The organism is Halorubrum sp. AD140, from assembly GCF_034497445.1.
Classification (GTDB): Archaea; Halobacteriota; Halobacteria; order Halobacteriales; family Haloferacaceae; genus Halorubrum.
In genome coordinates this window covers 1-22853 of sequence record NZ_JAXRUU010000031.1, presented here as the reverse complement: position 1 = coordinate 22853, position 22853 = coordinate 1, and the positions used below count along the sequence as shown (strand labels likewise).

General features: G+C 67.8%; 18 protein-coding genes, 2 tRNA genes and 1 pseudogene. 18 read left to right on the top strand and 3 right to left on the bottom strand.

All coding sequences use genetic code 11. The features are described from left to right. Positions 1-60 precede the first annotated feature (60 nt). The 3 genes from rnz (at position 61) to U4E84_RS09485 (ending at position 2357) form a co-directional block, all read left to right on the top strand. Complete coding sequence (rnz, locus tag U4E84_RS09495) at positions 61-993, top strand: ribonuclease Z (protein WP_322531854.1); 933 nt, start codon at positions 61-63, stop codon at positions 991-993. 49 nt (positions 994-1042) lie between these two features. Continuing rightward, on the top strand, positions 1043-1462 hold the full coding sequence (locus U4E84_RS09490; protein WP_322531853.1) for an HIT family protein: 420 nt from the start codon (positions 1043-1045) through the stop codon (positions 1460-1462). Between the two features lie 103 nt (positions 1463-1565). Beyond that, entirely contained in the window at positions 1566-2357 is a 792-nt protein-coding gene (locus U4E84_RS09485) for a ParA family protein (RefSeq protein WP_322531852.1), read from the top strand. Positions 2358-2408: 51 nt separating this feature from the next. Here the strand turns inward: U4E84_RS09485 and U4E84_RS09480 are convergent, their stop codons facing one another. Next, entirely contained in the window at positions 2409-2933 is a 525-nt protein-coding gene (locus U4E84_RS09480) for a hypothetical protein (protein WP_322531851.1), read from the bottom strand. Positions 2934-3095: 162 nt separating this feature from the next. Here U4E84_RS09480 and U4E84_RS09475 point away from each other — a divergent pair, with 162 nt between their 5' ends. Continuing rightward, the gene (locus U4E84_RS09475; RefSeq protein WP_322531850.1) at positions 3096-4079 is read left to right on the top strand and encodes a transcription initiation factor IIB family protein; all 984 of its coding nucleotides are present in this window, start codon (positions 3096-3098) and stop codon (positions 4077-4079) included. A gap of 98 nt (positions 4080-4177) precedes the next feature. Next, positions 4178-5809, top strand: coding sequence for a GTP-binding protein (locus U4E84_RS09470; RefSeq protein WP_322531849.1), 1632 nt, complete (start codon positions 4178-4180; stop codon positions 5807-5809). A 37-nt stretch (positions 5810-5846) separates the two neighbouring features. Here U4E84_RS09470 and U4E84_RS09465 read toward each other — a convergent pair whose 3' ends face one another. Further along, the gene (locus tag U4E84_RS09465) at positions 5847-6191 is read right to left on the bottom strand and encodes a dihydroneopterin aldolase family protein (protein WP_322531848.1); all 345 of its coding nucleotides are present in this window, start codon (positions 6189-6191) and stop codon (positions 5847-5849) included. A 140-nt stretch (positions 6192-6331) separates the two neighbouring features. Here U4E84_RS09465 and U4E84_RS09460 point away from each other — a divergent pair, with 140 nt between their 5' ends. From U4E84_RS09460 to U4E84_RS09405, 12 genes are all read left to right on the top strand, one after another. Beyond that, positions 6332-7663: an amidohydrolase gene (locus U4E84_RS09460; RefSeq protein WP_322531847.1), complete on the top strand. Its 1332-nt coding sequence runs from the start codon at positions 6332-6334 to the stop codon at positions 7661-7663. Between the two features lie 232 nt (positions 7664-7895). Then, positions 7896-8954, top strand: coding sequence for a hypothetical protein (locus U4E84_RS09455; RefSeq protein WP_322531846.1), 1059 nt, complete (start codon positions 7896-7898; stop codon positions 8952-8954). Positions 8955-9045: 91 nt separating this feature from the next. After that, positions 9046-10335: an adenosylhomocysteinase gene (locus tag U4E84_RS09450; RefSeq protein WP_322531845.1), complete on the top strand. Its 1290-nt coding sequence runs from the start codon at positions 9046-9048 to the stop codon at positions 10333-10335. Positions 10336-10692: 357 nt separating this feature from the next. Continuing rightward, entirely contained in the window at positions 10693-11466 is a 774-nt protein-coding gene (gene nucS, locus U4E84_RS09445; RefSeq protein WP_322531844.1) for an endonuclease NucS, read from the top strand. 86 nt (positions 11467-11552) lie between these two features. Then, positions 11553-12083, top strand: a complete 531-nt coding sequence (locus tag U4E84_RS09440; protein ID WP_322531843.1) for a 50S ribosomal protein L16 — start codon at positions 11553-11555, stop codon at positions 12081-12083. A 119-nt stretch (positions 12084-12202) separates the two neighbouring features. Beyond that, positions 12203-14257, top strand: a complete 2055-nt coding sequence (locus U4E84_RS09435; RefSeq protein ID WP_322531842.1) for a DEAD/DEAH box helicase — start codon at positions 12203-12205, stop codon at positions 14255-14257. Between the two features lie 89 nt (positions 14258-14346). Then, a tRNA-Pro gene (locus U4E84_RS09430) sits at positions 14347-14417 on the top strand. Positions 14418-14564: 147 nt separating this feature from the next. Next, a tRNA-Phe gene (locus tag U4E84_RS09425) sits at positions 14565-14638 on the top strand. A 386-nt stretch (positions 14639-15024) separates the two neighbouring features. Continuing rightward, positions 15025-17040 carry a bacterio-opsin activator domain-containing protein gene (locus tag U4E84_RS09420; protein WP_322531841.1) on the top strand — a complete coding sequence of 672 codons (2016 nt, stop codon included), beginning with the start codon at positions 15025-15027 and terminating at the stop codon, positions 17038-17040. Between the two features lie 95 nt (positions 17041-17135). Then, a complete protein-coding gene (locus U4E84_RS09415) occupies positions 17136-17936 on the top strand; it encodes a lycopene cyclase domain-containing protein (RefSeq protein ID WP_322531840.1) in 801 nt (266 codons plus the stop codon). Position 17937: 1 nt separating this feature from the next. Continuing rightward, positions 17938-19014, top strand: a complete 1077-nt coding sequence (locus U4E84_RS09410) for a Brp/Blh family beta-carotene 15,15'-dioxygenase (RefSeq protein ID WP_322531839.1) — start codon at positions 17938-17940, stop codon at positions 19012-19014. 135 nt (positions 19015-19149) lie between these two features. After that, positions 19150-19923, top strand: a complete 774-nt coding sequence (locus U4E84_RS09405) for a bacteriorhodopsin (RefSeq protein WP_322531872.1) — start codon at positions 19150-19152, stop codon at positions 19921-19923. A gap of 121 nt (positions 19924-20044) precedes the next feature. Here U4E84_RS09405 and U4E84_RS09400 read toward each other — a convergent pair whose 3' ends face one another. Next, positions 20045-21931 carry a cation:proton antiporter gene (locus U4E84_RS09400; protein WP_322531838.1) on the bottom strand — a complete coding sequence of 629 codons (1887 nt, stop codon included), beginning with the start codon at positions 21929-21931 and terminating at the stop codon, positions 20045-20047. A 374-nt stretch (positions 21932-22305) separates the two neighbouring features. Here U4E84_RS09400 and U4E84_RS09395 point away from each other — a divergent pair. Then, positions 22306-22853: pseudogene (locus tag U4E84_RS09395) on the top strand (hypothetical protein); the annotation flags it as partial.

Genomic DNA, 22853 nt, shown 5'->3' with positions numbered 1-22853 from the left:
AGCGGGCGACCGCGACGCCCGCCTCGAAAGGAGTTTATCGGCGCCGACCACAGGGAGGGTATGTCCCTTCGCGTCACCTTCCTCGGGACGGGCGGCGCCGTCCCGACGACCGAGCGCGCGCCGAGCGCACTGTTCGTCAACCGCGAGGGCGATCGCCTCCTGTTCGACTGCGGCGAGGGAACGCAGCGCGGAATGATGCGGTACGGCACCGGGTTCGGCATCGACCACCTGTTCGTCTCGCACCTCCACGGCGACCACGTCCTCGGGATCCCGGGACTGGTCCAGACCCTCGGGTTCAACGACCGGACGGAGCCCCTGACGGTCCACTGCCCGCCGGGGACCGAAGGCGACCTCCGCGAGCTGATCCACGCGGTCGGCCACGACCCCGCGTTCCGGGTGCGCGTCGAGGCGGTCGCGCCCGGGGAGGTCGCGCTCGACGCCGACGGCTACGAGGTGCGGGCGTTCGAGACGGAACACCGGACCGTCTCGCAGGGGTACGTCCTCGAGGAGGACGACCGCGCCGGCCGGTTCGACCGACCGAAGGCCGAGGAGCTGGGCGTCCCCGTCGGCCCGAAGTTCGGCCGGCTCCACGCCGGCGAGCCCGTCGAGGCCGAAGACGGCTCGATCGTGGAACCGGAGCAGGTCGTCGGCCCGCCGCGTCCCGGTCGGAAGCTGGTGTACACCGCCGACACCCGTCCCCGGGAGCGAACGGTCGAGGTCGCCCGCGACGCCGACCTCCTCGTCCACGACGCGACCTTCGCCGACGACATGGCCGACCGCGCCCGCGACACCGCCCACTCGACCGGTCGCGAGGCCGGCGGCGTCGCCGCCCGCGCGAACGCGAAGCGGCTGGCGCTGGTGCACATCTCCTCGCGGTACGCCGCCGACGCCTCGCCGATCCGCCGGGGAGCGCGGGAGGCGTTCGACGGCGAGGTCATTCTCCCGGACGACGGCGACCTGATCGAGGTGCCGTTTCCCCACGCCGACGAGTGAGTCGAGACCTCGGGAAACCTTGATGAGCCGCGGCGACGACCCGTCGCGTATGTCCGACGACTGCGTTTTCTGTTCGATCGTCGACGGCGACATCCCGGCGCGAACCGTCCACGAGACCGACGACGTGCTGGCGTTCCTTGACGCCAACCCGCTCGCGCGGGGACACACCCTCGTGATACCCAAGGCGCACGCCCGGCACGTCGGGGACCTCGAGGACGACCTCGCGAGCGCCCTGTTCGCGGCCGTGGCCGAGCTCACGCCGCGAGTCCAGTCGGCCGTCGACGCCGACGGCGCCAACGTCGGGATCAACGACGGCGAAGCGGCCGGCCAGGAGGTGCCGCACGTCCACGTCCACGTCATCCCGCGGTTCGACGGCGACGGCGGCGCGCCCCTCCACGCGGTCGGCGGTGAGCGACCGGACCTCTCCGACGACGAGCTAGACGCGGTGGCCGACGCGATCGCCGAGTGAGACGCCGCGGTGAGCCGCGTCCGGCGACCCGCGACGCGTTCGATCCGTCGGCGGATAGCCGGGTCCAACAGAGTTAACAGCCGAACCGCGAGTAGCCGAGCGCATGCAGGCGACGACGCTCGCGCTGGTCGGGGCGACCGGCGGCGCGGGGACGACGCGAACCGCCGTCGAGCTGGCCGCGCTCGGGGCGCGCGACGGACGCGACGTGGTCGTGGTCGACGCCGCGTTCACGACGCAGGGGCTCTCAGAGTACGTCTCCGGCCGGATCGGAACCGACCTCACGGCGCTCGTCACCGACGAGACGGACGCGCCGCTGTCGGCGGCGACGCACCCGATCGACGTCGGTCCGGCGGGAGCCGCTCGCGGCGAGGAGGCCGACCCGCCGGGGCGCGCGGACGCGGTCCCGGCCCGGGCCCCGTTCGAGCGGCTGGCGCGCGCGAAGACGGCGGAAGCGGCACAGAAGCTGGAGCGGCGGATCGATGAGGCCGCGACCGCCTACGACGCCGTGGTCGTCGACGCGGCCCCCGTCGGATCGAACGAGGTGGTGGCGGCGGTCACGGCCGCCGACCGCGTCGAGGCGGTGTCTCCCGCGACGAGGCACGGCCGCGACGCGCTCCAGCGGCTCCGGGGACGGATCGCCGACGTCGGGGAGAGCGTGGACGGGTCGATCGCGGTGGCCCGCGACGCGCGCGCCGGATCGAAGCGCGAGGGACTCGACGACGGCGTCGACACCGTTCTCCCGGCCGTCGACCCCGCGATCGAGCGCGCGCCGACGGCCGCGACCGACGCGGGTGAGTACGTCCGAGCGCTCGCGGAGACGTACGAACGCGCGTTGGGGGCGTCGCTGGGGATCGAGCTCGAGGAGCCGGGGCTGGTCGAGCGGCTGCGGTCCTGAGCGGTCGGAAACGGGAGGAACGGGGGGCGACCGGACCGTCGGTTCGGAGCGTCAGCGCAGCCCGTCGGGGGAACCGAGCGCCCCGCCGAGACCGTCGCCGTCGCCACGGAGGCCGTCCCCGAGCGGGGCGGAGCCCGCCGCGTGCGCGTCGACGGCGTCGGCGACCGCGGACACCGGGTCGTGCGTCTCGACGTACGTCGCCAGCGCGAAGTCGGCCTCGTCGCCGCCCGCGAGCGCGACCGCCTCGGTGCGCGCGAGCCGACCGTCGAGCCAGTCGCGGACCACGCCCCGCCGGCTCGGGGCGAGCGGACAGACCCCATCGACGCCGCAGCGGTGCAGCGCCTTCGCGCCGGTCATCGGCGTCACGCCGGCTTCACGGGCGGCGTCCCCGACGCTTCGTCCGGCGGTGTACGCGTCGATCAGCGTCGCGGTCGCGGCGGGGGTACACGGGAGGGCGTCGGCGTGCTCCGAGAGGCGGTCGACGAGCGGCGTCTCCGTGTCGTCGGCGACGGCGACCCCGCGGTCCCGCTGGCGCGCGGTCACCTCGAGCCCGTCCGCGATCTCCGACAGCGTCATGAGACCCGATGGCGCGCACGGGGAGTTAAAACCACGGGACAGCGGCGGGACGAGCTCGCGATCACCGACCGGTAACCGGTCGGTTCGAGCGCGACGATCCGGGCGATCACCCCCGAATCCGCCCGGGTTTAAGTAAGGGATCGGGCCGGAGTTCGACGTGTGATGAGCCAGGCACGCTCGACCCGCGTCCGTTCGCACCGCACCGAGACGACCGACCGCGCGAAGGAGACGACCGCGGCCGACGAGGCGGCGACGACCCGAGACGCGAGGAGGGCCACGGCCGAAGCGACCGCCGTCGACGAGTGTCCCGAGTGCGGCGGCCGGACCCACGTCGACTCCGCCGAGCGCGTCTGCGCCGACTGCGGGCTCGTGATCGAGGCCGACCGGATCGACCACGGGCCGGAGTGGCGATCCTTCGCCGACGACGACACGAACCCCAAGCGCACCGGCGCGCCGCTGACGCGTTCCCGGCACGACCGCGGGCTCTCGACGGAGATCGGCCGGTCGACCCGCGTCAAGGGGCGCAAGCGCCGGCGGCTCGCCCGGATGCGGACCCAGCACAACCGCGCGCGGATATCGACCAAACGCGACCGCAACAAGGTGTACGCGTACACCGAGATCCGGCGGCTCACCGGCGTCTTGGAGCTTCCCGACAGCGTCCGCGACACGGCCTGCGCGCTGTTCGACTCCGCGCAGGACGAGAGCCTGCTGCGCGGTCGGTCGCTGGAGGGCTTTTCGGCCGCCTGCGTCTACGTCGCCTGCCGCACCGCGGACGTCGCCCGGACCGTCGGGGAGATCTGCGCGGAGGCGAAGGCGACGGAGGCGGAACACCGCGCCGCCTTCGACGCGATGAACCGCGAGCTGGGGCTCCCGATCGGTCCGACCGGTCCCGCGGAGTACCTCCCGCGGTTCGCGAGCGACCTCGGCTGTTCGGCCGACGTGGAGCGGCGCGCGGGCGAGCTCGCGAAGCGCGCCGTGACCGAGGGGATCGCCAACGGCCGCAACCCGGTCGGCGTCGCCGCCGCCTGCCTGTACACCGCGGCCCGCGAACTGGACGCCGATTGCACGCAGCGGGAGGCGGCCGACGTCGCCGACGTGACGCCCGTGACGGTCCGGCGGACGTACGTGGACCTGACCGAGGAGTGAACAGCCTGGGATCCCTCCCGAGCGCTCGCCGCCGATCGCGTGACGTGGGGACGGATCGCACGAAAACCGTTAAGCCCGGCTATCGCCTACGAGCGGACATGAGCGCTGACCGGTCCGCGTTACGGCGGGCCATCGAGCGCGGCGAGCGCGACGGAGGGGCGATCGAGTTCAAGGAGCGGCTGACACGCGAGGTCCACCTGTCGGAGGGTCGGATGGAGTCGCTCGTGGCTCAGCTCCGCCATCGGGTGCTCTCGGGCGACGGCGAGGCGACCTACGTCCTCGGCGTCACCGACGACGGCGGGCTGGCCGGGATCGCCCCCGACGCCTTCTCCGAGACGATGGACGTCCTCTCGCTCCTGGCCGGCGAGGCGGACGCTCACATCGCCGACGTCGAGACGTGGAGCGCCGGCTCCGCCGGGAACGGGAGCACGGAGGGGCTCGTCGGTCTCGCCACCCTCCGCGACGGCGGGATGTTCGAGACGGACGACGACCACCTCGTGATCGGCACGGCGGGCCACGTCGACCACGGCAAGTCGACGCTCGTCGGCACCCTCGTGACCGGCCGGGCCGACGACGGCCAGGGCGGCACGCGGGGGTTCCTCGACGTCCAGCCCCACGAGGTCGAGCGGGGGCTCTCCGCCGACCTGTCGTACGCCGTCTACGGGTTCGAGGACGGCGGCGACGATCCGGTCCGGATGGACAACCCGCACCGCAAGTCCGACCGCGCCCGGATCGTCGAGGAGGCCGACCGGCTCGTCTCGTTCGTCGACACCGTCGGCCACGAGCCCTGGCTCCGGACGACGATCCGCGGGCTCGTCGGCCAGAAGCTCGACTACGGGCTCCTCGTCGTCGCCGCCGACGACGGGCCGACGAAGACGAGCCGCGAGCACCTCGGCATCCTGCTGGCGACCGAGCTGCCGACGGTCGTCGCGATAACGAAGGCCGACGCCGTGAGCGACGATCGGCTCGCCGCGGTCGAACGCGAGGTCGAGTCAATGCTCCGTGACGCCGGCCAGACCCCGTTGCTCGTCGATCGCCACGGCATCGACGCGGCGGTCGCGGAGGTCGGCGACGGCGTCGTCCCGCTCCTCCGGACCAGCGCGGTGACGAAGGAGGGGATCGAGACGCTCGACCGGCTGTTCGAGACGCTCCCGAAGCGGGCGACCCCGGAGCGCGCGGAGTTCCGGCTGTACGTCGACCGGAGCTACAAGGTGACCGGCGTCGGCGCGGTCGCGTCCGGCACGGTGAACTCCGGCACCGTGGAGGCCGGCGACAAGCTCCTGTTGGGTCCGATGGCGGACGGCTCCTTCCGCGAGGTGGAGGTCAGGTCGATCGAGATGCACTACCACCGGGTGGACAAGGCGACCGCCGGCCGCATCGTCGGCATCGCGCTGAAGGGCGTCGCCGAGGAGGAGATCGAGCGCGGGATGGCGCTCGTTCCCCGCGACAGCGACCCCGCTCCGATCCGGGAGTTCGAGGCCGAGGTGATGGTGCTCAACCACCCGACGCGGATCCAGGAGGGGTACGAGCCGGTCGTCCACGTGGAGACCGTCTCCGAGGCGGCCGTCTTCGCGCCCGAGGGCGGCCGGCTCCTCCCCGGCGACACCGGTCGGACGCGCGTCCGGTTCAAGTTCCGGCCGTACCTCGTCGAGGAGGGCCAGCGGTTCGTCTTCCGGGAGGGGTCGAGCAAGGGCGTGGGGACCATCCGCGACGTGGAGCCGGCGGAGTGAGCCGAACGAGGAGCGGTCAGCCGTCGCCGTCGACGGATCAGCCGTCGCCGACCGACACGATCTCCATCAGGGGGTAGCCGTCGGTCATCGTCATCCGGGTGCGGACGGTCACGCCCTCGCGCTCGATCCGCATCTCGACGTCCATCAGCGAGCCGGTGAGCTCGGTGTAGCCGTTCTCGTGGTCGATCGCGTCGGCGACGCGGTCGTCGTGGATCGTCACGTCGACCGACTCGCAGAACGGCTGGTTCTCGATCGACTCCGCCATCGCGGCCTCCAAGCTCCGCGCGCTCGACGGACTGACGGGCGTCCCCGCGAACTGGTGGTACAGCGAGCCGAACTTGATCCCGGCCTCGAAACACGCCTGCTGCGCGTCGGTGGTCATGCCCGTACTGCGGCCGCACCGGCCTAAGAGGCTTCGAAGGCCCGGGGGCGGCCCGGAGTCGTCGCTCGGCGTCGGGCTCGCGAGCCGTCTCCTCGCGTCCGAACCGAAGCGGTTTGGTTCGGGGGCCGGAATCCGTCCGTATGAACACGCTACGGCTCGCCGGCGGCCGGGTGCTCCGCCCGGACGGCCGCGTGACCGAGGCCGACGTGACGATCGACCGCGACGCGGGGACGGTCCTCGCGGTGGGCGACGACGCGGCGACCGCCACGGGCGGGGACCGAGACGTCCCGTCGACGCCCGACGAGACCCTCGAGGCGGAGGGGTCGCTCGTGGTCCCCGGGCTCGTCAACGCGCACACGCACGTCGCGATGACGCTGCTGCGCGGGTACGCCGACGACAAGCCGCTGGACGCGTGGCTGCGGGAGGATATCTGGCCGGCCGAGGCGGAACTGACGCCGGACCATATCGAGGCCGGCGCCGCGCTCGGCGCACTGGAGATGATCCGCTCGGGGACGACCGCGTTCGCGGACATGTACTTCGCGATGGACCGGGTCGCCGACGTCGTCGACCGCGCCGGCCTGCGAGCGCGACTCGGCCACGGCGTCGTGACGGTCGGGAAGGAGGAGGGCGACGCCCGCGCCGACGTCGCGGAGAGCCTCGCGGTCGCCCGCGACCTCGACGGCGCCGCCGGCGGCCGGGTCCGGACCGCGTTCATGCCGCACTCGCTGACGACGGTCGGCGAGGAGTACCTGCGCGAGGGGATCGCCAAGGCTCGGGACGCGGGCGTGCCGATCCACCTGCACGCGAACGAGACGGAAGACGAGGTCGACCCGATCGTCGACGAGCGCGGGGAGCGGCCGATCGCGTACGCGGCCGACCTCGACGCGCTCGGCCCGGACGACTTCTTCGCGCACGGCGTCCACCTCGACGGGTCGGAGATCGACCGGCTCGCCGAGTCGGGGACCGCGGTCGTCCACTGCCCGGCCTCGAACATGAAGCTCGCCAGCGGGATGGCCCCGGTGCAGCGGCTCCGCGAGGCGGGCGTCACGGTCGCGCTCGGCACCGACGGGGCGGCCTCGAACAACGATCTGGACCTGTTCGACGAGATGCGGGACGCCGCCATGCTGGGGAAGCTCGCCGCGGACGACGCCGCGGCGGTCCCCGCCGAGGCGGTCGTGGAGATGGCGACCGCGGCGGGCGCGGACGCGCTCGGGCTCCCCGGCGGTCGGATCGAGCCGGGCGCGGCCGCCGACCTCGCGGTGGTCGATTTCGACGCGCCACACCTGACCCCGGTCCACGACCCCGTCTCGCACCTCGCGTACGCGGCGCGCGGGAGCGACGTGCGACACACCGTCTGCGACGGCGAGGTCCTCATGCGCGACCGCGAGGTGCTGACGCTCAACGCCGAGCGCGTGCGGGAGCGCGCCGCGGAGGCCGCCGCCGACCTCGTCGACCGCGTGGGCGGCGAGTAGCCCGCGTGGTCGACGATAGCCCGCGTCGAGCGGACGCGTCCGAAGCGCGCCCGAGCCGCGCGCCGATCCGGATCGGCGTGAAATCGGCCCCGATTCGCGGTGAATTCCCGCCGGATCGCCCGAACCGAGGAAACGGGCGATACGGAGCCGTTAAGCCGAATACAATCCGCATTAAACCGGCTTAAGCGAGTTCCCTTTTTATAGGGTAACGGCGGCTGGACCCGAGTGGACAATGAGAGGACACACGACAGCAGTTCTACTGGTCGCGGTCGTCGCGCTCGGCGCGATGGCCGGCGTCGCCGCCGCCGATGGCGACCTCGGCGTGAGCGTCGACAAAGACGCGGACGGGACAGCGACGGTCAACGTGACCGACAACGGCACCGCGGTCGAGAACGCGACGGTCAACGTGAGCGTGGCCGACGCGGAGAACGAATCGTACGCGGGAGCGGGCGAGTACACCACCGACGAGAACGGGACCGTCGATCTCCCCGCCCCCGACGAGGACGTCGAAGTCGAGGTGACCGCCGAGGACGAGAATGACTCCGTCACGGAGACGGAGACCCTCGAGGCGCCCGACGGCCTCGAACTCGACGTCTCTGACACCGACGGCGAGCCCGTCGTCGCGGTGACCGACAACGACACCGCAGTCGAGAACGCCTCCGTGAACGTCACGACCGCCGACAGCCAGAACGTTACCTACAACGGCACGGGCGACTACTCGACCGACGAGAACGGCACGGTGACGCTTGACGCCGCCGACGAGAACGTCACGGTCGACGTGACCGCCGAGTACGAGAACGAGACCGTCTCGACGACCGCCGACCTGACGACCGGCGACGAGGCGGCGGAGGAGGAAGAGGCGTTCGGACAGCGAGTCAGCGGGTTCATCGAGAGCATCCAGGACCGCGAGGGCGGCATCGGCGCCGCCGTCTCGGACTTCGCGACGGAGAACAACCCGGGTAACGCGCCGGACCACGCGGGCGGCCCGGACGACGCGGGCAGTGACAGCGCCGAGAACGAGAGCGACGCGCCCGGCAACGCTCCGGACGACGCGGGACAGGGGAACGACGGCGAACAGGGTCCCCCGGACGACGCCGGTGACGGCGACGCCGGTGACGGCGACGACGAGAACGGGGAGGACGACGCTGACACCGCAGACGAAGAGGCGGACGAGGAAGACGAGAGCGACGGCGACAGTGACGGCGACAGCGACGATGAGAGCGACGACGACAGCGACGATGAGAGCGACGACGACAGCGACGATGAGAGCGACGTTCGGACGACGCCGTAACCGACGTGCGGCGGCGCAGTGTTCGGTTCGATTTTTTTCCACGCGACCCGGTGTCGGCAGGGTTTAGTGCGCCGTGAGCGAACCGATTCGTATGAGCGAAACCGCGTATCCGCCGGTGTCGGAGCACCTCTCGGACCTCGAAACGGCCCGCGAGGAGGGGCGCCGGAAGATGGACTGGGCGCTCCAGCACATGCCGATCCTGAACGCGCTCCGCGAGGAGTTCGTCGACGAGCGGCCGCTCGCCGGCGAGCGGATCGCGATGGCGATGCACGTCGAGGCGAAGACCGCGAACCTCGTCGAGCTCCTGGCCGACGGCGGCGCCGAGGTCGCGATCACCGGGTGTAACCCGCTGTCGACCCACGACGACGTCTCGGCCGCGCTCGACGCCCACGAGTCGATCACCTCCTACGCCGTGCGCGGCGTCGACGACGACGAGTACTACGACGCGATGCACGCCTGCATCGCCCACGACCCCACCATCACCGTCGACGACGGGATGGACATGGTGAAGCTCGTCCACGAGGAGTACCCCGGACTGATCGACTCCGTCGTCGGCGGCGCCGAGGAGACGACGACGGGCGTCCACCGCCTGCGCGCGATGGACGCCGACGGCGAGCTCAAGTACCCCGTCTTCGCCGTGAACGACACGCCGATGAAGCGGCTGTTCGACAACGTCCACGGCACGGGCGAGTCGTCGCTCGCGACCATCGCGATGACGACGAACCTCTCGTGGGCCGGCAAGAACGTCGTCGTCGGCGGATACGGCCAGTGCGGGAAGGGCGTCGCGAAGAAGGCCGCCGGCCAGAACGCGAACGTGATCGTCTGCGAGGTCGACCCCCGGAAGGCGCTGGAGGCCCACATGGAGGGATACGAGGTGCTCCCGATGGTCGAGGCCGCGAAGAAGGGCGACGTGTTCATCACGACGACGGGCAACCGCGACGTGATCACCCGCGAGCACTTCGAGGAGATGGAGGACGGCGTCCTGCTGGCGAACGCCGGCCACTTCGACGTGGAGGTGAACCTGGGGGACTTAGACGACCTCGCCGTGGACCGCTACGAGGTCCGCGACGGCGTCGAGGGGTTCGAGATGGCCGACGGTCGCGTCCTGAACGTGCTCGCCGAGGGCCGGCTCGTCAACCTCGCCGCGCCCATCTCGCTGGGCCACCCGGTCGAGGTGATGGACCAGAGCTTCGGCGTGCAGGCGGTCGTCGTCCGCGAGCTGGCCGAACACGGCGAGGGCTACGAGCCCGGCGTCCACGACGTGCCCGACGAGCTCGACCGCGAGGTCGCCGAGATCAAGCTCGACGCCGAGGGCGTCGAACACGATACCCTCACCCACGAGCAGCGCGAGTACATGGGCAGCTGGGAGCACGGGACGTAGGCGGTCGGCGGTAGTGATAAACGAATAGTGATAAACGAACTGTGGTGGCGCGTGCTGACGAGCGCCCACGGGCGCGAGGCGCACGCGCGAGGGAGTCAGGTGCCCGGAGCAACGCGGAGGGCGACTGACGAGGCTGGGGAGGCGTGAGGTGCGGGGCGGTGCTGTGCGGGGTGGGGCGTTGGAGATGTCCGCCGTGTCGCTAGTCGCATCGATCACATCGTCCCGATCGACCGGGAGCTCGTCGGTCCCAGTTACGAGAACACCACAGCCAGCTGTCTACCCGGATCCTGATTCCTGACCGTCCGGATCCGCATCACCCTCGCGCCCTTTTTGGGCGACAACCACGTACGAGTAGCAGTGACAGTCACGAGCCTCCACGACCCGAGCCACCGCGAGGCCCTCTGGGAGCTGGAGGACGCCTTCGATCGGGGCGACCTGATCAGCCTGTTCGGGCGCTGCACGGTCAGCTACGAGGGTCGCGCGGCCTCGGACCTCGACGCCGGCGACCGCCTGCTCGTGTTGAAGCCCGACGGCGCCGCGCTCGTCCACACCGACGAGGGGCGACAACCCGTCAACTGGCAGCCGCCGGGGTCGGAACACCGCGCCGCGGTTCGCGAGGGCAGACTCCGGGTGCGCTCGACCAGAACCGATCCCGACGAGACGCTCACCGTCCGCTTTTCCGACGTCCACCAGCTCTCCGCGATGGCCGTGACGGGCGGGCGCGACCTCACCCTCCACGGCAGCGAGGAGGACCTCCGGACCCGGATCCTCGAACGCCCCGAACTCGTCGAGCCGGGGTTCGAGCCGCTGGAGATCGAGCGCCCCTCTAGCGCGGGCCCGATGGACGTGTTCGGCGTCGACGCCGACGGCACCCCGGTCGTCGTCGAGCTGAAGCGCCGGCGCGTCGGGCCGGACGCGGTCGGCCAGCTCGCGCGATACGTGCGGGCGCTCCGCGAGGAGATCGGAACCGAAGCGGTCGAACTCGGCGCCGACAACGACGACGGCGACGACGAGGGGACCCCCGTCGTCCGCGGTGTCCTCGTTGCGCCCTCGATCACGGAGCGGGCGACCGAGCGGCTGGCGGACCGAGGCTTCGACCACGTCGCGCTCGAACCGACTCCGGACGACTGAGCCCTCGACGGTCGGGGAACCGACCGGTGACGCCTCGCTATCGAAGGGTTTATCGCCGCAGCGCGGGCTACATCGGGCAAGTAGCCATGTCTGACAAACCCGCCTCCATGTACCGGGAGATCGACAAGCCGTCGTACACCCGGCGAGAGTACATCACCGGAATCCCCGGCTCGAAGATCGCCCAGCACAACATGGGCGACCTCTCCGCGGAGCCGGACGACTACCCGGTCCAGATCAGCCTGCGCGTCGAAGAGGAGCTCCAGATCCGCCACGGCTCGTTGGAGAGCGCGCGCCTCTCGGCAAACCGCCACCTGATCAAAGAGCTCGGCGAGGGCAACTACAAGATGACCCTCCGCAAGTTCCCCCATCAGGTCATCCGGGAGAACAAGCAGGCGACCGGCGCCGGCGCGGACCGCGTCTCCGACGGGATGCGGCAGGCGTTCGGGAAGCCGGTCGGCACCGCGGCGCGACTGAACGCGGACGACGTCGTCTTCACCGCGTACTGTGACGTCGAGCAGGCGCCCGTCGTGAAGGAGGCGTTCCGCCGCGCGTACAACAAGCTCTCGCCGCCGTGCCGGATCACGGTCGAGCGCGGCGAGAAGCTCCTCGTCTCGTAAACGCTAGTCGGCCTTCTCGTCCGTTGAGACGGGTTTTCTGTCGCGATTTCACCGCTCCGGTCTCGCCGCGGCACGGCGAGCCGAACGCCTGAAATACCTTCCTCGCGTACCGACCGCCAGTGTCACAGCAGTTGGCCGAGGTCGAGACGCTGTTCCTCCACGAGGCGCGGAGCGACTACACCGTCGTCGCCGTCCGCGACGGAACCCGCGTGCTCCGCGGGCGGCTCGAACTCAAGGAGACGTCCGCGGGCCCGCGCCCGGGGAAGTTCCGCGTGATCCGAGACGGCGAGGATCACCCCCGTCAGCCCGACGAGTTCGTCGACCTCGCCCGCGCGGCGGACCGCATTCGCATTTCCGAGCAGACCTCCCGAGAGAATCGAAACCGGCTGGAGGCGATGCTCGACGGCTACCAGCTGGAGGCGGTGGCCGTCCGGACCTGCCGGCGCTGCGCGAACGACGGCCGGTACGGGCCGATCACGAGCGAGAGCGCGGTCGAGCACAACGACGAGCTCATCTGCCGCGACTGCGCCCGCCGAGAGCTGGAGCGCGAGCTCTCGTACAAAGGCGAGTTCACGGGCGCCGCCGAGGAGCGGTTAGAGGAGCTGCTGTACGAGTCCGGCGACTTGGACCGGATCGTGAACCTCCTGCAGGGCGGGCTCGATCCCGACCTCACCAAGTACGACGAGGTCTCGGCCAACGTCGACGACGTGAGCCCCGTGCGCACCGAGGACCTGGACCTGCACCCGGACCTCTCCGCGCACCTCCAGGGGCGCTTCGAGGAGCTGCTCCCGGTCCAGAGCCTCTCGGTGCGGAACGGCCTCCTGGAGGGCGACGATCAGCTCGTCGTGAGCGCGACCGCGACGGGGAAGACGCTCGTCGGCGAGTTGGCCGGTATCGATCGGGCGCTGAAGGGGGAGGGGAAGCTCCTCTTCCTGGTGCCGCTCGTCGCGCTCGCCAACCAGAAACACGAGGACTTCCGGGACCGCTACGGCGACCTGCTCGACGTCTCGATCCGGGTCGGCTCCTCGCGGGTGAACGACGACGGGAACCGGTTCGACCCGAACGCCGACGTGATCGTCGGCACCTACGAGGGGATCGATCACGCGCTCCGGACCGGCAAGGACCTCGGCGACGTCGGCACCGTCGTCATCGACGAGGTCCACACGCTGAAGGAGGGTGAACGCGGCCACCGCCTCGACGGGCTCATCTCCCGGCTGAAGTACTACAGCGAGGAGCGGATGCGGACCCGGGAGGGGTACGGCGGCACGCAGTTCGTCTACCTCTCCGCGACGGTCGGGAACCCGGAGTGGCTCGCCGAGACGCTCCGGGCGACGCTCATCGAGTACGAGGAGCGGCCCGTCCCCATCGAACGGCACGTCACCTTCGCCGACAGCCGCGAGAAGGCGCAGATCGCCGACAAGCTCGTGAAACGCGAGTTCGACACGAAGTCCTCGAAGGGGTACCGCGGGCAGACGATCATCTTCACCAACTCCCGGCGCCGCTGTCACGAGATCAGCCGGAAGCTCCGGTACGACTCCGCGCCGTACCACGCCGGACTCGACTACGGCCGCCGGAAGAAGGTCGAGCGGATGTTCGGGGACCAGGAGCTCTCCGCGGTCGTCACCACCGCGGCGCTCGCGGCCGGCGTCGACTTCCCCGCCTCGCAGGTGATCTTCGACTCGCTGGCGATGGGTATCGAGTGGCTCTCGGTCCAGGAGTTCTCGCAGATGCTCGGCCGCGCCGGGCGGCCGGACTACCACGACCGCGGGCGCGTCTACCTCCTCGTCGAACCCGACGGGGTCTACCACAACTCCATGGACCGCACCGAAGACGAAGTGGCGTTCACGCTCCTGAAGGGAGAGATGGAGGACGTGGCGACCCACTACGACGAGACCGCCGCGGTCGAGGAGACGCTGGCGAACATCGTCGTCGCGGGCAAGAAGGCGAAGCGGCTCAACGACCGGATGATCGGCGAGGTCCCCACGACGCACGCCGTCGGGAAGCTGTTGGAGTGGAGGTTCATCGACGGCTTCTCGCCGACGCCGCTGGGTCGGGGGATCACGAGGCACTTCCTCGCGCCCGACGAGGCCTTCTTCATTCTCGACGCGATCCGGAACGGGACCGACCCCTACGAGATCGTCGCAGATCTCGAGCTGCGCGACGACGAGGAGTGAGGGGGTGGGCGGCACGAGACGGTCCAACCGAGCGCGGCCCACTCGCGCAACGAAACGCTTTAGCGGCCGATGCCGGTATGTGAACCTACGGGACCGTGGGTTAGTGGTATACTTCGGGCCTTGGGTGCCCGTGACCCCGGTTCGAATCCGGGCGGTCCCACTCTGCTGCTGCGAGCACTCTCGCTAGCGCCGCGACCGTGAAATCGGGTTCGAATCCCGAACGGCGCGGCGACGGCTCGATCGACACCAATCCGCCTGCCGCCTTTCGAAATCCTTTTGTCTCGAATCGGCGTTGGTCCGAGTGCGAGCCGCCTTAGCTCAGACTGGGAGAGCACTCGACTGAAGATCGAGCTGTCCCCCGTTCAAATCGGGGAGGCGGCATGGCTTTCGGATCCGATCCGCATTCGTGAGTGCCGTTTGAAGGTCGAGCTGTCCCCCTCCCCGCGAGCACAGCGAGCGGGGGCTCGGAAGACGATCGTAGCGAAGTCTTCCGGTGTTCAAATCGGGGAGGCGGCATATTTCGAGACGGTGAGCGGAGCGAACCGGCGAGAAAACGACGCCGAACCGATTTCGAGCAGACGAGGCGCGAGCCGGAGCGGAGCGAGGGCGAGCGTCTCGGCGAGTTCAAATCGGGGAGGCGGCATCAGACTCAGAGTTCAAATACCCGCGGTGCTGCGCGGGCGGTTTTTCGGGGGTCTCTCGGAACCGACTCACGGACCACGAGCTGTGGTCGGAGTTTATCATCGTTCGGGTCGTTGTTACTTAGTATGGAGGACTTCCGGATACATCTCGTGGGACCGAAACCGCAGGCTTTGACCATCGTCAATGCCTTTTCGGCGGCGCCGGTCGAAACATCGGCTCACGATTACGCCGTGGATGTTCTCTCGGAGGTCGACGCTGGCGAGGTGGACTGCATCGTGAGCGACTACGAGTTAGCAGACGGTGACGGACTGGCGTTGGTCTCGTCAGTTCGGCATCGCGAACCATCGCTCCCGTTCGTGCTGTATCCCCACACCGACATCGGCGATGAACGGTTAGCGAGCGAGGCGATTACCCGCGGTGTGACCGACTACGTGCCAGGCGACGCCGAGCCGGAGACACTGATCGACCGAGCCGTCGACGCCGCCCGGCGAGGATCACGCTCGGCGTCGGAACCCGATCTTACGCCTGGTCACCTCCAGTATCAGGCGATGAACGAGGCGCCGGTCGGCGTCACTATCGCGGATGTAACCGTGCCGGACGAGCCGCTCGTATACGTCAACGACGCCTTCGAACGGATCACCGGCTACGAACGTTGGGAGGTGCTCGGACGTAACTGCCGGTTTCTCCAGGGCGAGGACACCGATCCAGACACGGTTTCTCGGATGCGCCAAGCGATCGAGGGACGCCAGCCCATTACCGTCGAACTCCTCAACTACCGCAAGGACGGCGAACCGTTCTGGAACCGCGTCGAGATCGCCCCACTCGGCGAGGAGGAGCCCGGGGAAATCACACACCTCGTGGGATTTCAGTCGGACGTCACCGAACGGAAGGAGGCCGAACTCAGAGCCGAGCGACAGGCCACCGAGCTTCGCTCACAGCGCCGGGATCTGCAGCGACTTCTCTCGCGAATCAAAGGGCTGATGGCCGACATCACCGAGGCCGCCATCGAGACGACGGAGCGGGGGGACCTCGAGAGAGCGGTGTGTGAGCGCTTCATCGGGGCAGGATATCGCTCGGCTTGGATCGGGCGACGCCAACTCACCGGCAAGCAGCTAGTCGCGAGCACCGCGGCTGGCTACACCCCGATCGATGGGAGCCAGATCAGACTTCCTGACGAGACCTCGTCCTCGTCCCCACCAGCCGATCCGACAGTGCGGGCGTTTCACTCCAGCGAGGTCGTCATCGCCGACTCCGAATCCCTGCTGACCGACTCGGTCCACAGTCGGTTGCTCCCAGCTGGTGGATCTATCGCGGCGATCCCCCTCCAGTATCGGGAAGCGACCTACGGCATTCTGACGGTCTACACCGATCGTTCGATGACGTTCGACGACTACGAACGAACCGTTCTGGAAAGCATCGGTCGCGTCGGCGGCGGCGCGATCGACTCACTTCGAAACCGTCGGCTGCTCACCGACGACGAGGTTCGACGGTTGGCTTTCGAGTCCACGAACGAGTCGTTCCCCCTGATGGACCTATCCCGGTGTTATGAGTGCCGACTGGAGTACGCCGACCGGGTCCCGAGCGGGAACGACGGGCGAGGGCCGATCCTGTTCACCGCCCGGGAGGCGACCCCGGATGCCCTCGAGGCCGCCGCGAAGGACCCCGATGTAACCGTCATCGCGAAGGAAGACGCGGGCGCAATCATCGAGTACAGCACCCAAGAAGGTGGGTTCTTGGAGACGGTTATCGACAACAACGGTATCGTCCGGGAAATGACCATCTCGGACGGGACGGCCGAACTCGTCGTCGATGTTCCCAATCGAACGGATCCGCGGCCGATCATCGAGGCGATTCGTCAGCGGTACCCGGGGACCGAACTCGTCACTCAGCGCCAAGACGAGAGGCTGCGACGAACGGACAACTGTGTGATCGAGCAACTCCGCGAGCAACTCACCGATCGGCAGTACGCCGCCCTCCGTCGGGCCCACCTTAGTGGGTACTTCGAGTGGTCTCGGCCGGTTAAGGGGGAAGCCCTCGCCAAGTCGATGGGGATCACGCGTTCGACCTTCCACGAGCACCTCAGGACGGCCCAGCGAAAGATATTCGACTCGATTTTCGACGCCCAAGGGGGCAGTCCCTGACTCGTTGGGGTCGAATCTTTCTATCGTGCAGGCCGTATCGATTCCTGTACGGACGCGCTCCGACTTCGATCGGACGACGTGTCGACACTCACCCGATGCTTCCCCCGAGCACGTATCTCGAATTTCACCTCGTGTTCACCCTGCCACCGATCGCTCTCCTCGTTGTCGCGGCCTGTCGCCGCGAGAACGCATTGACTGGGCGCATTCCGGGCATCGGTATCCTCGTTATCGTGATGGTAGCCGTCGCCTACACGACGCCGTGGGACAACTACCTCATCCACCGCGGCGTCTGGTGGTACGGTACCGGCGTGACGTGGGGATACGTCGGCTCCGTGCCGGTCGGTGAGTATCTGTTTTTTGCCCTCCAGCCCCTACTCACCGTACTTTTTCTCGTCCAGCTTTCGATTCCGACCGACACGGATATTCAGCTCGGGAGATGCGAACGCGCCGTCGGAGTCCTCGGGGGGCTTTCGGTCGGTGCCCTCGGCGCGGTGCTCGTGGTCTCAACGCCTTCGACGCTGTATCTGGGTGCGATACTTCTGTGGGCGGGACCCGTTCTCGCAATCCAGTGGGGCTTCGGCTGGACGCACCTCTGGCGGATACGCCGAACCGTCGCCGTCGCAGTCGCCGTCCCCACGGTCTATCTTTGGATTGCGGACCGGATCGCTATCTCGCTCGGGCTGTGGGTCATCTCCGCGACGAACACCGTGGGAGTCGCCCCGTTTGGCCTTCCCCTCGAAGAAGCGACCTTCTTTTTCGTGACGAACCTCTTCGTCGTTCAGGGGTTCGTCCTCTACGTGTGGCTACTGGACCGATGGCCGTCGGTGGCGGACTCGCCACTCGCGGCTCGCTATCGACGGTATCTTGCCGTTTTGGACCGAAATCTCCGAGAGTGACATGCACGGTTCCACTGAGCAGACCACGTCGGATTCCGTCGAGCGCCGACTACGACGGGCGACCATCTATCCGGGATGGCTCGCCCTATCCGGTACAACCCTGCTCTTTGCGCTCGGCGTCTCTATCCCGTATCGGTATCAGTTCGTCCCGCTCGCCGCGAGCGTCTTGCTGCTCGGGCTGCCCCACGGAGCGCTCGATCACCTAACGCTTTCGAGGGCTCGCGATCGTCGGGCGACGGGCCGGTCGTTGGCGGCAATCGGTGGACTCTACGGCCTCTTGGGCGGACTGTATGCTGTCGGATGGTTTTTCGCGCCCGTCGCAGGGTTCGCTGGCTTCATTCTCCTGACCTTGCTTCACTGGGGGCAGGGCGAACTGCACGCACTGCTTACCAGTATCGGCGTCGAGCACCTCGAAACAGCGAGACAGCGTGTGGCGACCGCGCTTGCCCGCGGCACGCTACCGATGCTCGTTCCACTCGTCGCGTTCCCCGACCAGTACCGGCTGATCGCCACGACGCTGGTCGGCCTCTTCGGAACCACGGATATCGGACCCCTGGCCGTCGCGTTCACGCCGAGGGGCCGTGTGGTGGTGGCAGCAGCCGTCGTCGCCCTTCTCGCCGGGACGCTCGCCCTCGGCTATCGGCGCACGAGCGGGCCCACCGGGTGGGCGTTCGATGCGGGCGAGACGGCGCTTTTGGTCGTGTTTTTCGCGACCGTGCCGCCGATCTTGGCCATAGGGCTGTATTTCACGCTGTGGCATTCGCTACGGCATATCGGTCGGCTTCTCGCGCTCGCTCCGACGGCTCGGACGGCACTCCTCGACGGCGACTACAGGCGGGCATTCGGGCGGTTCGCTCGTGACGCCGCTCCGCTCACCGCCGCCGCGATACTGATACTCGCCGGATTCTACGCGCTCGTTCCAGCGACGCCAGCGACGACGGTCGAACTCGTCGGCCTGTATCTCGTTTTTATTGCCGTTCTGACGCTTCCGCACGTCGCGGTCGTCTCCTTGCTCGACCGCGAGCAGGGCGTCTGGACCGAGCCAACGCCGCGCCTCCTCGAACGGCCTGGATCCTGACTAGTTTGGTGTCGAATTGAGTACGTCGGACGCCGATATTGAGCGTGTATGACGGCTACCACCGGTATCCCGGATTCGTTCGCACAGCTTGGCGTAGTGCTTCAGACCGAAACGACACAATCGGAGATATTCCAGATGGTCATGGAAGATACGGCTCTGGCGGCTTCTTTCTGGGTGAATATCGCGCTGGCCGGTTTCTCTATCCTCCTGTTTGCCTACATCGCCAGAAACGTCGAGGACCCGCGGGCGACGCTCATCGTCGTCGCGACGATGATCGTTCCCGTGGTATCGCTTTCGAGTTACACGGGACTCGCCTCGGGACTGACTATCAGCCTCATCGAGATGCCACCCGGACACGCACTCGCCGGGGAGGAGGTGCTCACGATGTGGGGCCGATATCTGACCTGGGCGCTCTCGACGCCAGCGATTCTGCTGGCGTTGGGACTGCTCGCGGGTTCGAACGTCACGAGAATCTTCACCGCGGTCACCTTCGACATCGCGATGTGTGTGACCGGCCTGGCCGCCGCGCTCACCACGTCGAGTCACCTGCTGCGGTGGTTCTGGTACTTCATCAGCTGTACGTTCTTCCTCGTGGTGCTGTACATCATCCTCGTCGAGTGGCCGAAAGACGCCGACGCCGCCGGAACGGCAGACATCTTCAACACGCTGAAAATCCTGACAGTCGTCATGTGGCTCGGTTATCCGATATTCTGGGCGCTCGGCACGGAGGGAATCGCGGTTCTCGACATCGCTATCACCTCCTGGGCCTACAGCGGCCTCGACGTCATCGCGAAGTACGTCTTCGCATACCTGCTGATCAGCTACGTCGTCGACGAGCCCGACAGCGTCACCGCCGGTTCCGATTACGGCATCACGTCCCGGGGTTCGGTCGCGATGGCCGACGACTGATACGGGGACTCGTGTATCCCTACTCGTCACACCACCGCTTTCGTCCGGTTCCCTCGAACGGTCACGCGCTCGAAAACTGGGGCGGCCCACCGTTCAAGACTGGTTCGCCCCCACCGCACTCTCATTCGTGCGGGTGAAACCGGTTGATAGCTCGCTTGACCGCCTTACTTTCGCCGAGGAGCGTGATGTGATCGCCGGCTTCGAGGACGGTGTCCCCGCTGGGAACGTGCGCCGACTGCCCTCGGCCGACGACGGCGACGATACACCCGTCCGGGATCTCGGCGTTGATTTCGGCGATCGACTTCCCGACGAGATCCGAAGCAGTTACCTCGATTTCCTGAACGTCGTGTCCGTCGCCGAGTTCGGTCATCCAATGAGAGAGCGCCGGCCGTTCGATCTCGTTGTCTATCGCGAGCGCCGTCGCCATCGGCGCGTCGATTGCAGTCACCCCGACCGTCTCGAACGCAGGCACGTTTTCCGGGCTGTTCACCCGCGAAAACACCTCTCGGACGTCGAACTTCGACTGTGCAAGCTGACAGACGAGCAGGTTGTCGTTGTCGTTTTCCGTCGCCGAAACGACGATCTTTGCGTCGTCGGCTCCGGCAGCGGCCAGAACGTCCGCGTTCGTACCGTTCCCGCGGTGGACGGTAAATCCCTCTTCACGGGCCCGCTCGAGGTTTTTTATGTCGTCTTCGACGATGATGACGAATTCGCCACGATTCTCTAGACGTTCTGCGAGCGCACGGCCGATTCGGCCGCCGCCCACGATTATGGTACGCATTGGTGTCACTCCGAATAAGTCACCGATCTGTCTTGCGAGACCGCCTTCAACGACGACCGTCCCGAAGATGACGACGAAGACGGCCGCGGTGAGCGTACTCGCTGCCTCCGCGTTACCGGCCGACGAAAGTTCGATTGCAAACAGCGTTGCGACGCTCGCGGGGACGATCCCTCGCGGGCCGACCGCGCTCAAAAAGAGCCGTTCGCCGCGGGTGTACCGCTCGATTCCAATCGTCGAGACAGCGACGACGACCGGCCGTATCACCAGCACGGCCACGACCAGAAGGGCAATTCCGCGGACCCCCAGTTCGACTATCGCGGCCAGATCTATGAGCGCCGCGAGCGAGATGAATACGAACGACAGGACCACGAGCGTCAGATCGCGACCGAACTGCTTCATGGTCTCGCGGTGCGGAAACGAGATGTTCCCCAAGATGATCCCCGCCGATGCCGCAGCGGCGACCCCGGCTTCGGCCGCGAGCAGATCGGCGACGGCGAACGAGCCCGTTGCGGCCACGAGACCCAAAAACCTCGCGGCTTGCGGAGCCTCCCCCGGAGTGAGTTCGAGGTCGAGTAGGACATACACGACCGCAGCCGCGAGCGCGCCGACCCAGACTCCGAGCACGAGCCGCACCACGAAGGCGGTCACGGACTCGAGCAACGTGCCATCCCCGAGGACGAACACCTCGAAGATGACCACCGCCGCGATAGCCGCCGTCACGTCGTTGACGATTCCCTCACTTTCCAGCGCCGTCGCGACGTGTTCGCGAACCCGAACGACTTCGAGGATCGGCGTGATCACCGTTGGCCCGGTCGCCACAAGCAACGCGCCGACGAGAAACGAGAGTTCCCAGTCGGCGTTCAAAAACAGCCGTACTGCAGCCGCGGTTCCGAAGAAAGTAAGTGACGCGCCGATCGTCGTGAGCCGAACGGTCGCCCTCGACGCCTCCCGAATGCGCTCGATACTGAGGTGGAAGGCACCGTCGAAGACGATTATCGCGACGCTCAAGCCGACGACCGTTCTCAGTCCGGCCCCGAACGTCTCTATCGTCACGACCCCGATCCCGGACGCCCCGAGAGTGAGTCCGATCAGGATAAGAAAGAGGACACTCGGCGTTTTCAGGCGTCGGGCGAGCAACTGAGCTGCGATCCCCAAAATCAGTATGCCCGTAACGACTGGCAAGGTGTTCGCAGCCACGCCAGCCGATACGGGTGCCGGAGATATCATTTGACACCCCCTCCTGTATGGCTCTATCCCGCGCTCGACTCGAAACCGGACTGTCGAAGCCAGGTGATCCGGTTCCCAGCAGATGGTGGTCCCACAGCCGGGAGGCGGCATACCCTTTCATTCGCGTCCCCACGCCGTCGGGTACTGCAGCCGTATTCGAAACGGAGCGCGCTCGGAGCGCGGCGTAGTGGAGGACCCGTGTCGTCAGTCACGAATTGGAGTCCCTCGCCGGTAAGGCTAGATTACGGATACAAGCCCTCTGGCAGGCGAATTCAGCGGGGTATAACAATACCCGAACGTGGCCAAGTGCAGTCGATGGGAGAGCAGATCACGAGCGTATCGCAATCCGGATCACCGTTCCCGGCGACGCGACTGTGCTCGAACACGACCGGACGCAGCACCACTCGATTACAATGAAGCGCCCCTCACTCAAAGACCAGCTCGAGGACCAGCTCAAGGGGAGCACGTCCAGTGCAGACGATCAGATGGCGCAAGCGATAGTCGATGCCCTCTCGGCGAACGACAAGGTCATCGAAATCAGACCGGTGAAACGGTCGAAAATGATGCGACTGAAACGAGTTCTGCTGTTCGGGGCGGGCGCGATCGCCCTCGCCTACTGGGTCACGACCTCCCAGAAGCCGAACGACGCGATCAAGGGTGTAAAAGAGAAGACGGCCGACCGGATCCACCAGGCCGCAGAGAGTATCGAAGCGGGGAGCAAGGTCGCCTCCGAACGGATCGAGGAAGGCTCAGAGCGGGCCAGTGAGGCGGTCCAAGAAGCCGGTGAGAAAGCGTCAGAACAGGCTGAAGAAACCGGTGGGAAGACGGCGGAACAGGCTGAAGAAGCCGGTGAGAAAGCGTCAGAACAGGCTGAAGAAACCGGCGAGAAAGCGTCAGAACAGGCTGAAGAAACCGGCGAGAA

What these genes read in the sequence shown, in the direction of transcription:
- rnz (WP_322531854.1), top strand. Translation starts at nt 61, where the DNA reads ATGTCCCTTCGCGTCACCTTCCTCGGGACGGGCGGCGCCGTCCCGACG.
- U4E84_RS09490 (WP_322531853.1), top strand. Translation starts at nt 1,043, where the DNA reads ATGTCCGACGACTGCGTTTTCTGTTCGATCGTCGACGGCGACATCCCG.
- U4E84_RS09485 (WP_322531852.1), top strand. Translation starts at nt 1,566, where the DNA reads ATGCAGGCGACGACGCTCGCGCTGGTCGGGGCGACCGGCGGCGCGGGG.
- U4E84_RS09480 (WP_322531851.1), bottom strand. Translation starts at nt 2,933, where the DNA reads ATGACGCTGTCGGAGATCGCGGACGGGCTCGAGGTGACCGCGCGCCAG.
- U4E84_RS09475 (WP_322531850.1), top strand. Translation starts at nt 3,096, where the DNA reads ATGAGCCAGGCACGCTCGACCCGCGTCCGTTCGCACCGCACCGAGACG.
- U4E84_RS09470 (WP_322531849.1), top strand. Translation starts at nt 4,178, where the DNA reads ATGAGCGCTGACCGGTCCGCGTTACGGCGGGCCATCGAGCGCGGCGAG.
- U4E84_RS09465 (WP_322531848.1), bottom strand. Translation starts at nt 6,191, where the DNA reads ATGACCACCGACGCGCAGCAGGCGTGTTTCGAGGCCGGGATCAAGTTC.
- U4E84_RS09460 (WP_322531847.1), top strand. Translation starts at nt 6,332, where the DNA reads ATGAACACGCTACGGCTCGCCGGCGGCCGGGTGCTCCGCCCGGACGGC.
- U4E84_RS09455 (WP_322531846.1), top strand. Translation starts at nt 7,896, where the DNA reads ATGAGAGGACACACGACAGCAGTTCTACTGGTCGCGGTCGTCGCGCTC.
- U4E84_RS09450 (WP_322531845.1), top strand. Translation starts at nt 9,046, where the DNA reads ATGAGCGAAACCGCGTATCCGCCGGTGTCGGAGCACCTCTCGGACCTC.
- U4E84_RS09440 (WP_322531843.1), top strand. Translation starts at nt 11,553, where the DNA reads ATGTCTGACAAACCCGCCTCCATGTACCGGGAGATCGACAAGCCGTCG.
- U4E84_RS09420 (WP_322531841.1), top strand. Translation starts at nt 15,025, where the DNA reads ATGGAGGACTTCCGGATACATCTCGTGGGACCGAAACCGCAGGCTTTG.
- U4E84_RS09415 (WP_322531840.1), top strand. Translation starts at nt 17,136, where the DNA reads ATGCTTCCCCCGAGCACGTATCTCGAATTTCACCTCGTGTTCACCCTG.
- U4E84_RS09410 (WP_322531839.1), top strand. Translation starts at nt 17,938, where the DNA reads ATGCACGGTTCCACTGAGCAGACCACGTCGGATTCCGTCGAGCGCCGA.
- U4E84_RS09405 (WP_322531872.1), top strand. Translation starts at nt 19,150, where the DNA reads ATGGTCATGGAAGATACGGCTCTGGCGGCTTCTTTCTGGGTGAATATC.
- U4E84_RS09400 (WP_322531838.1), bottom strand. Translation starts at nt 21,931, where the DNA reads ATGATATCTCCGGCACCCGTATCGGCTGGCGTGGCTGCGAACACCTTG.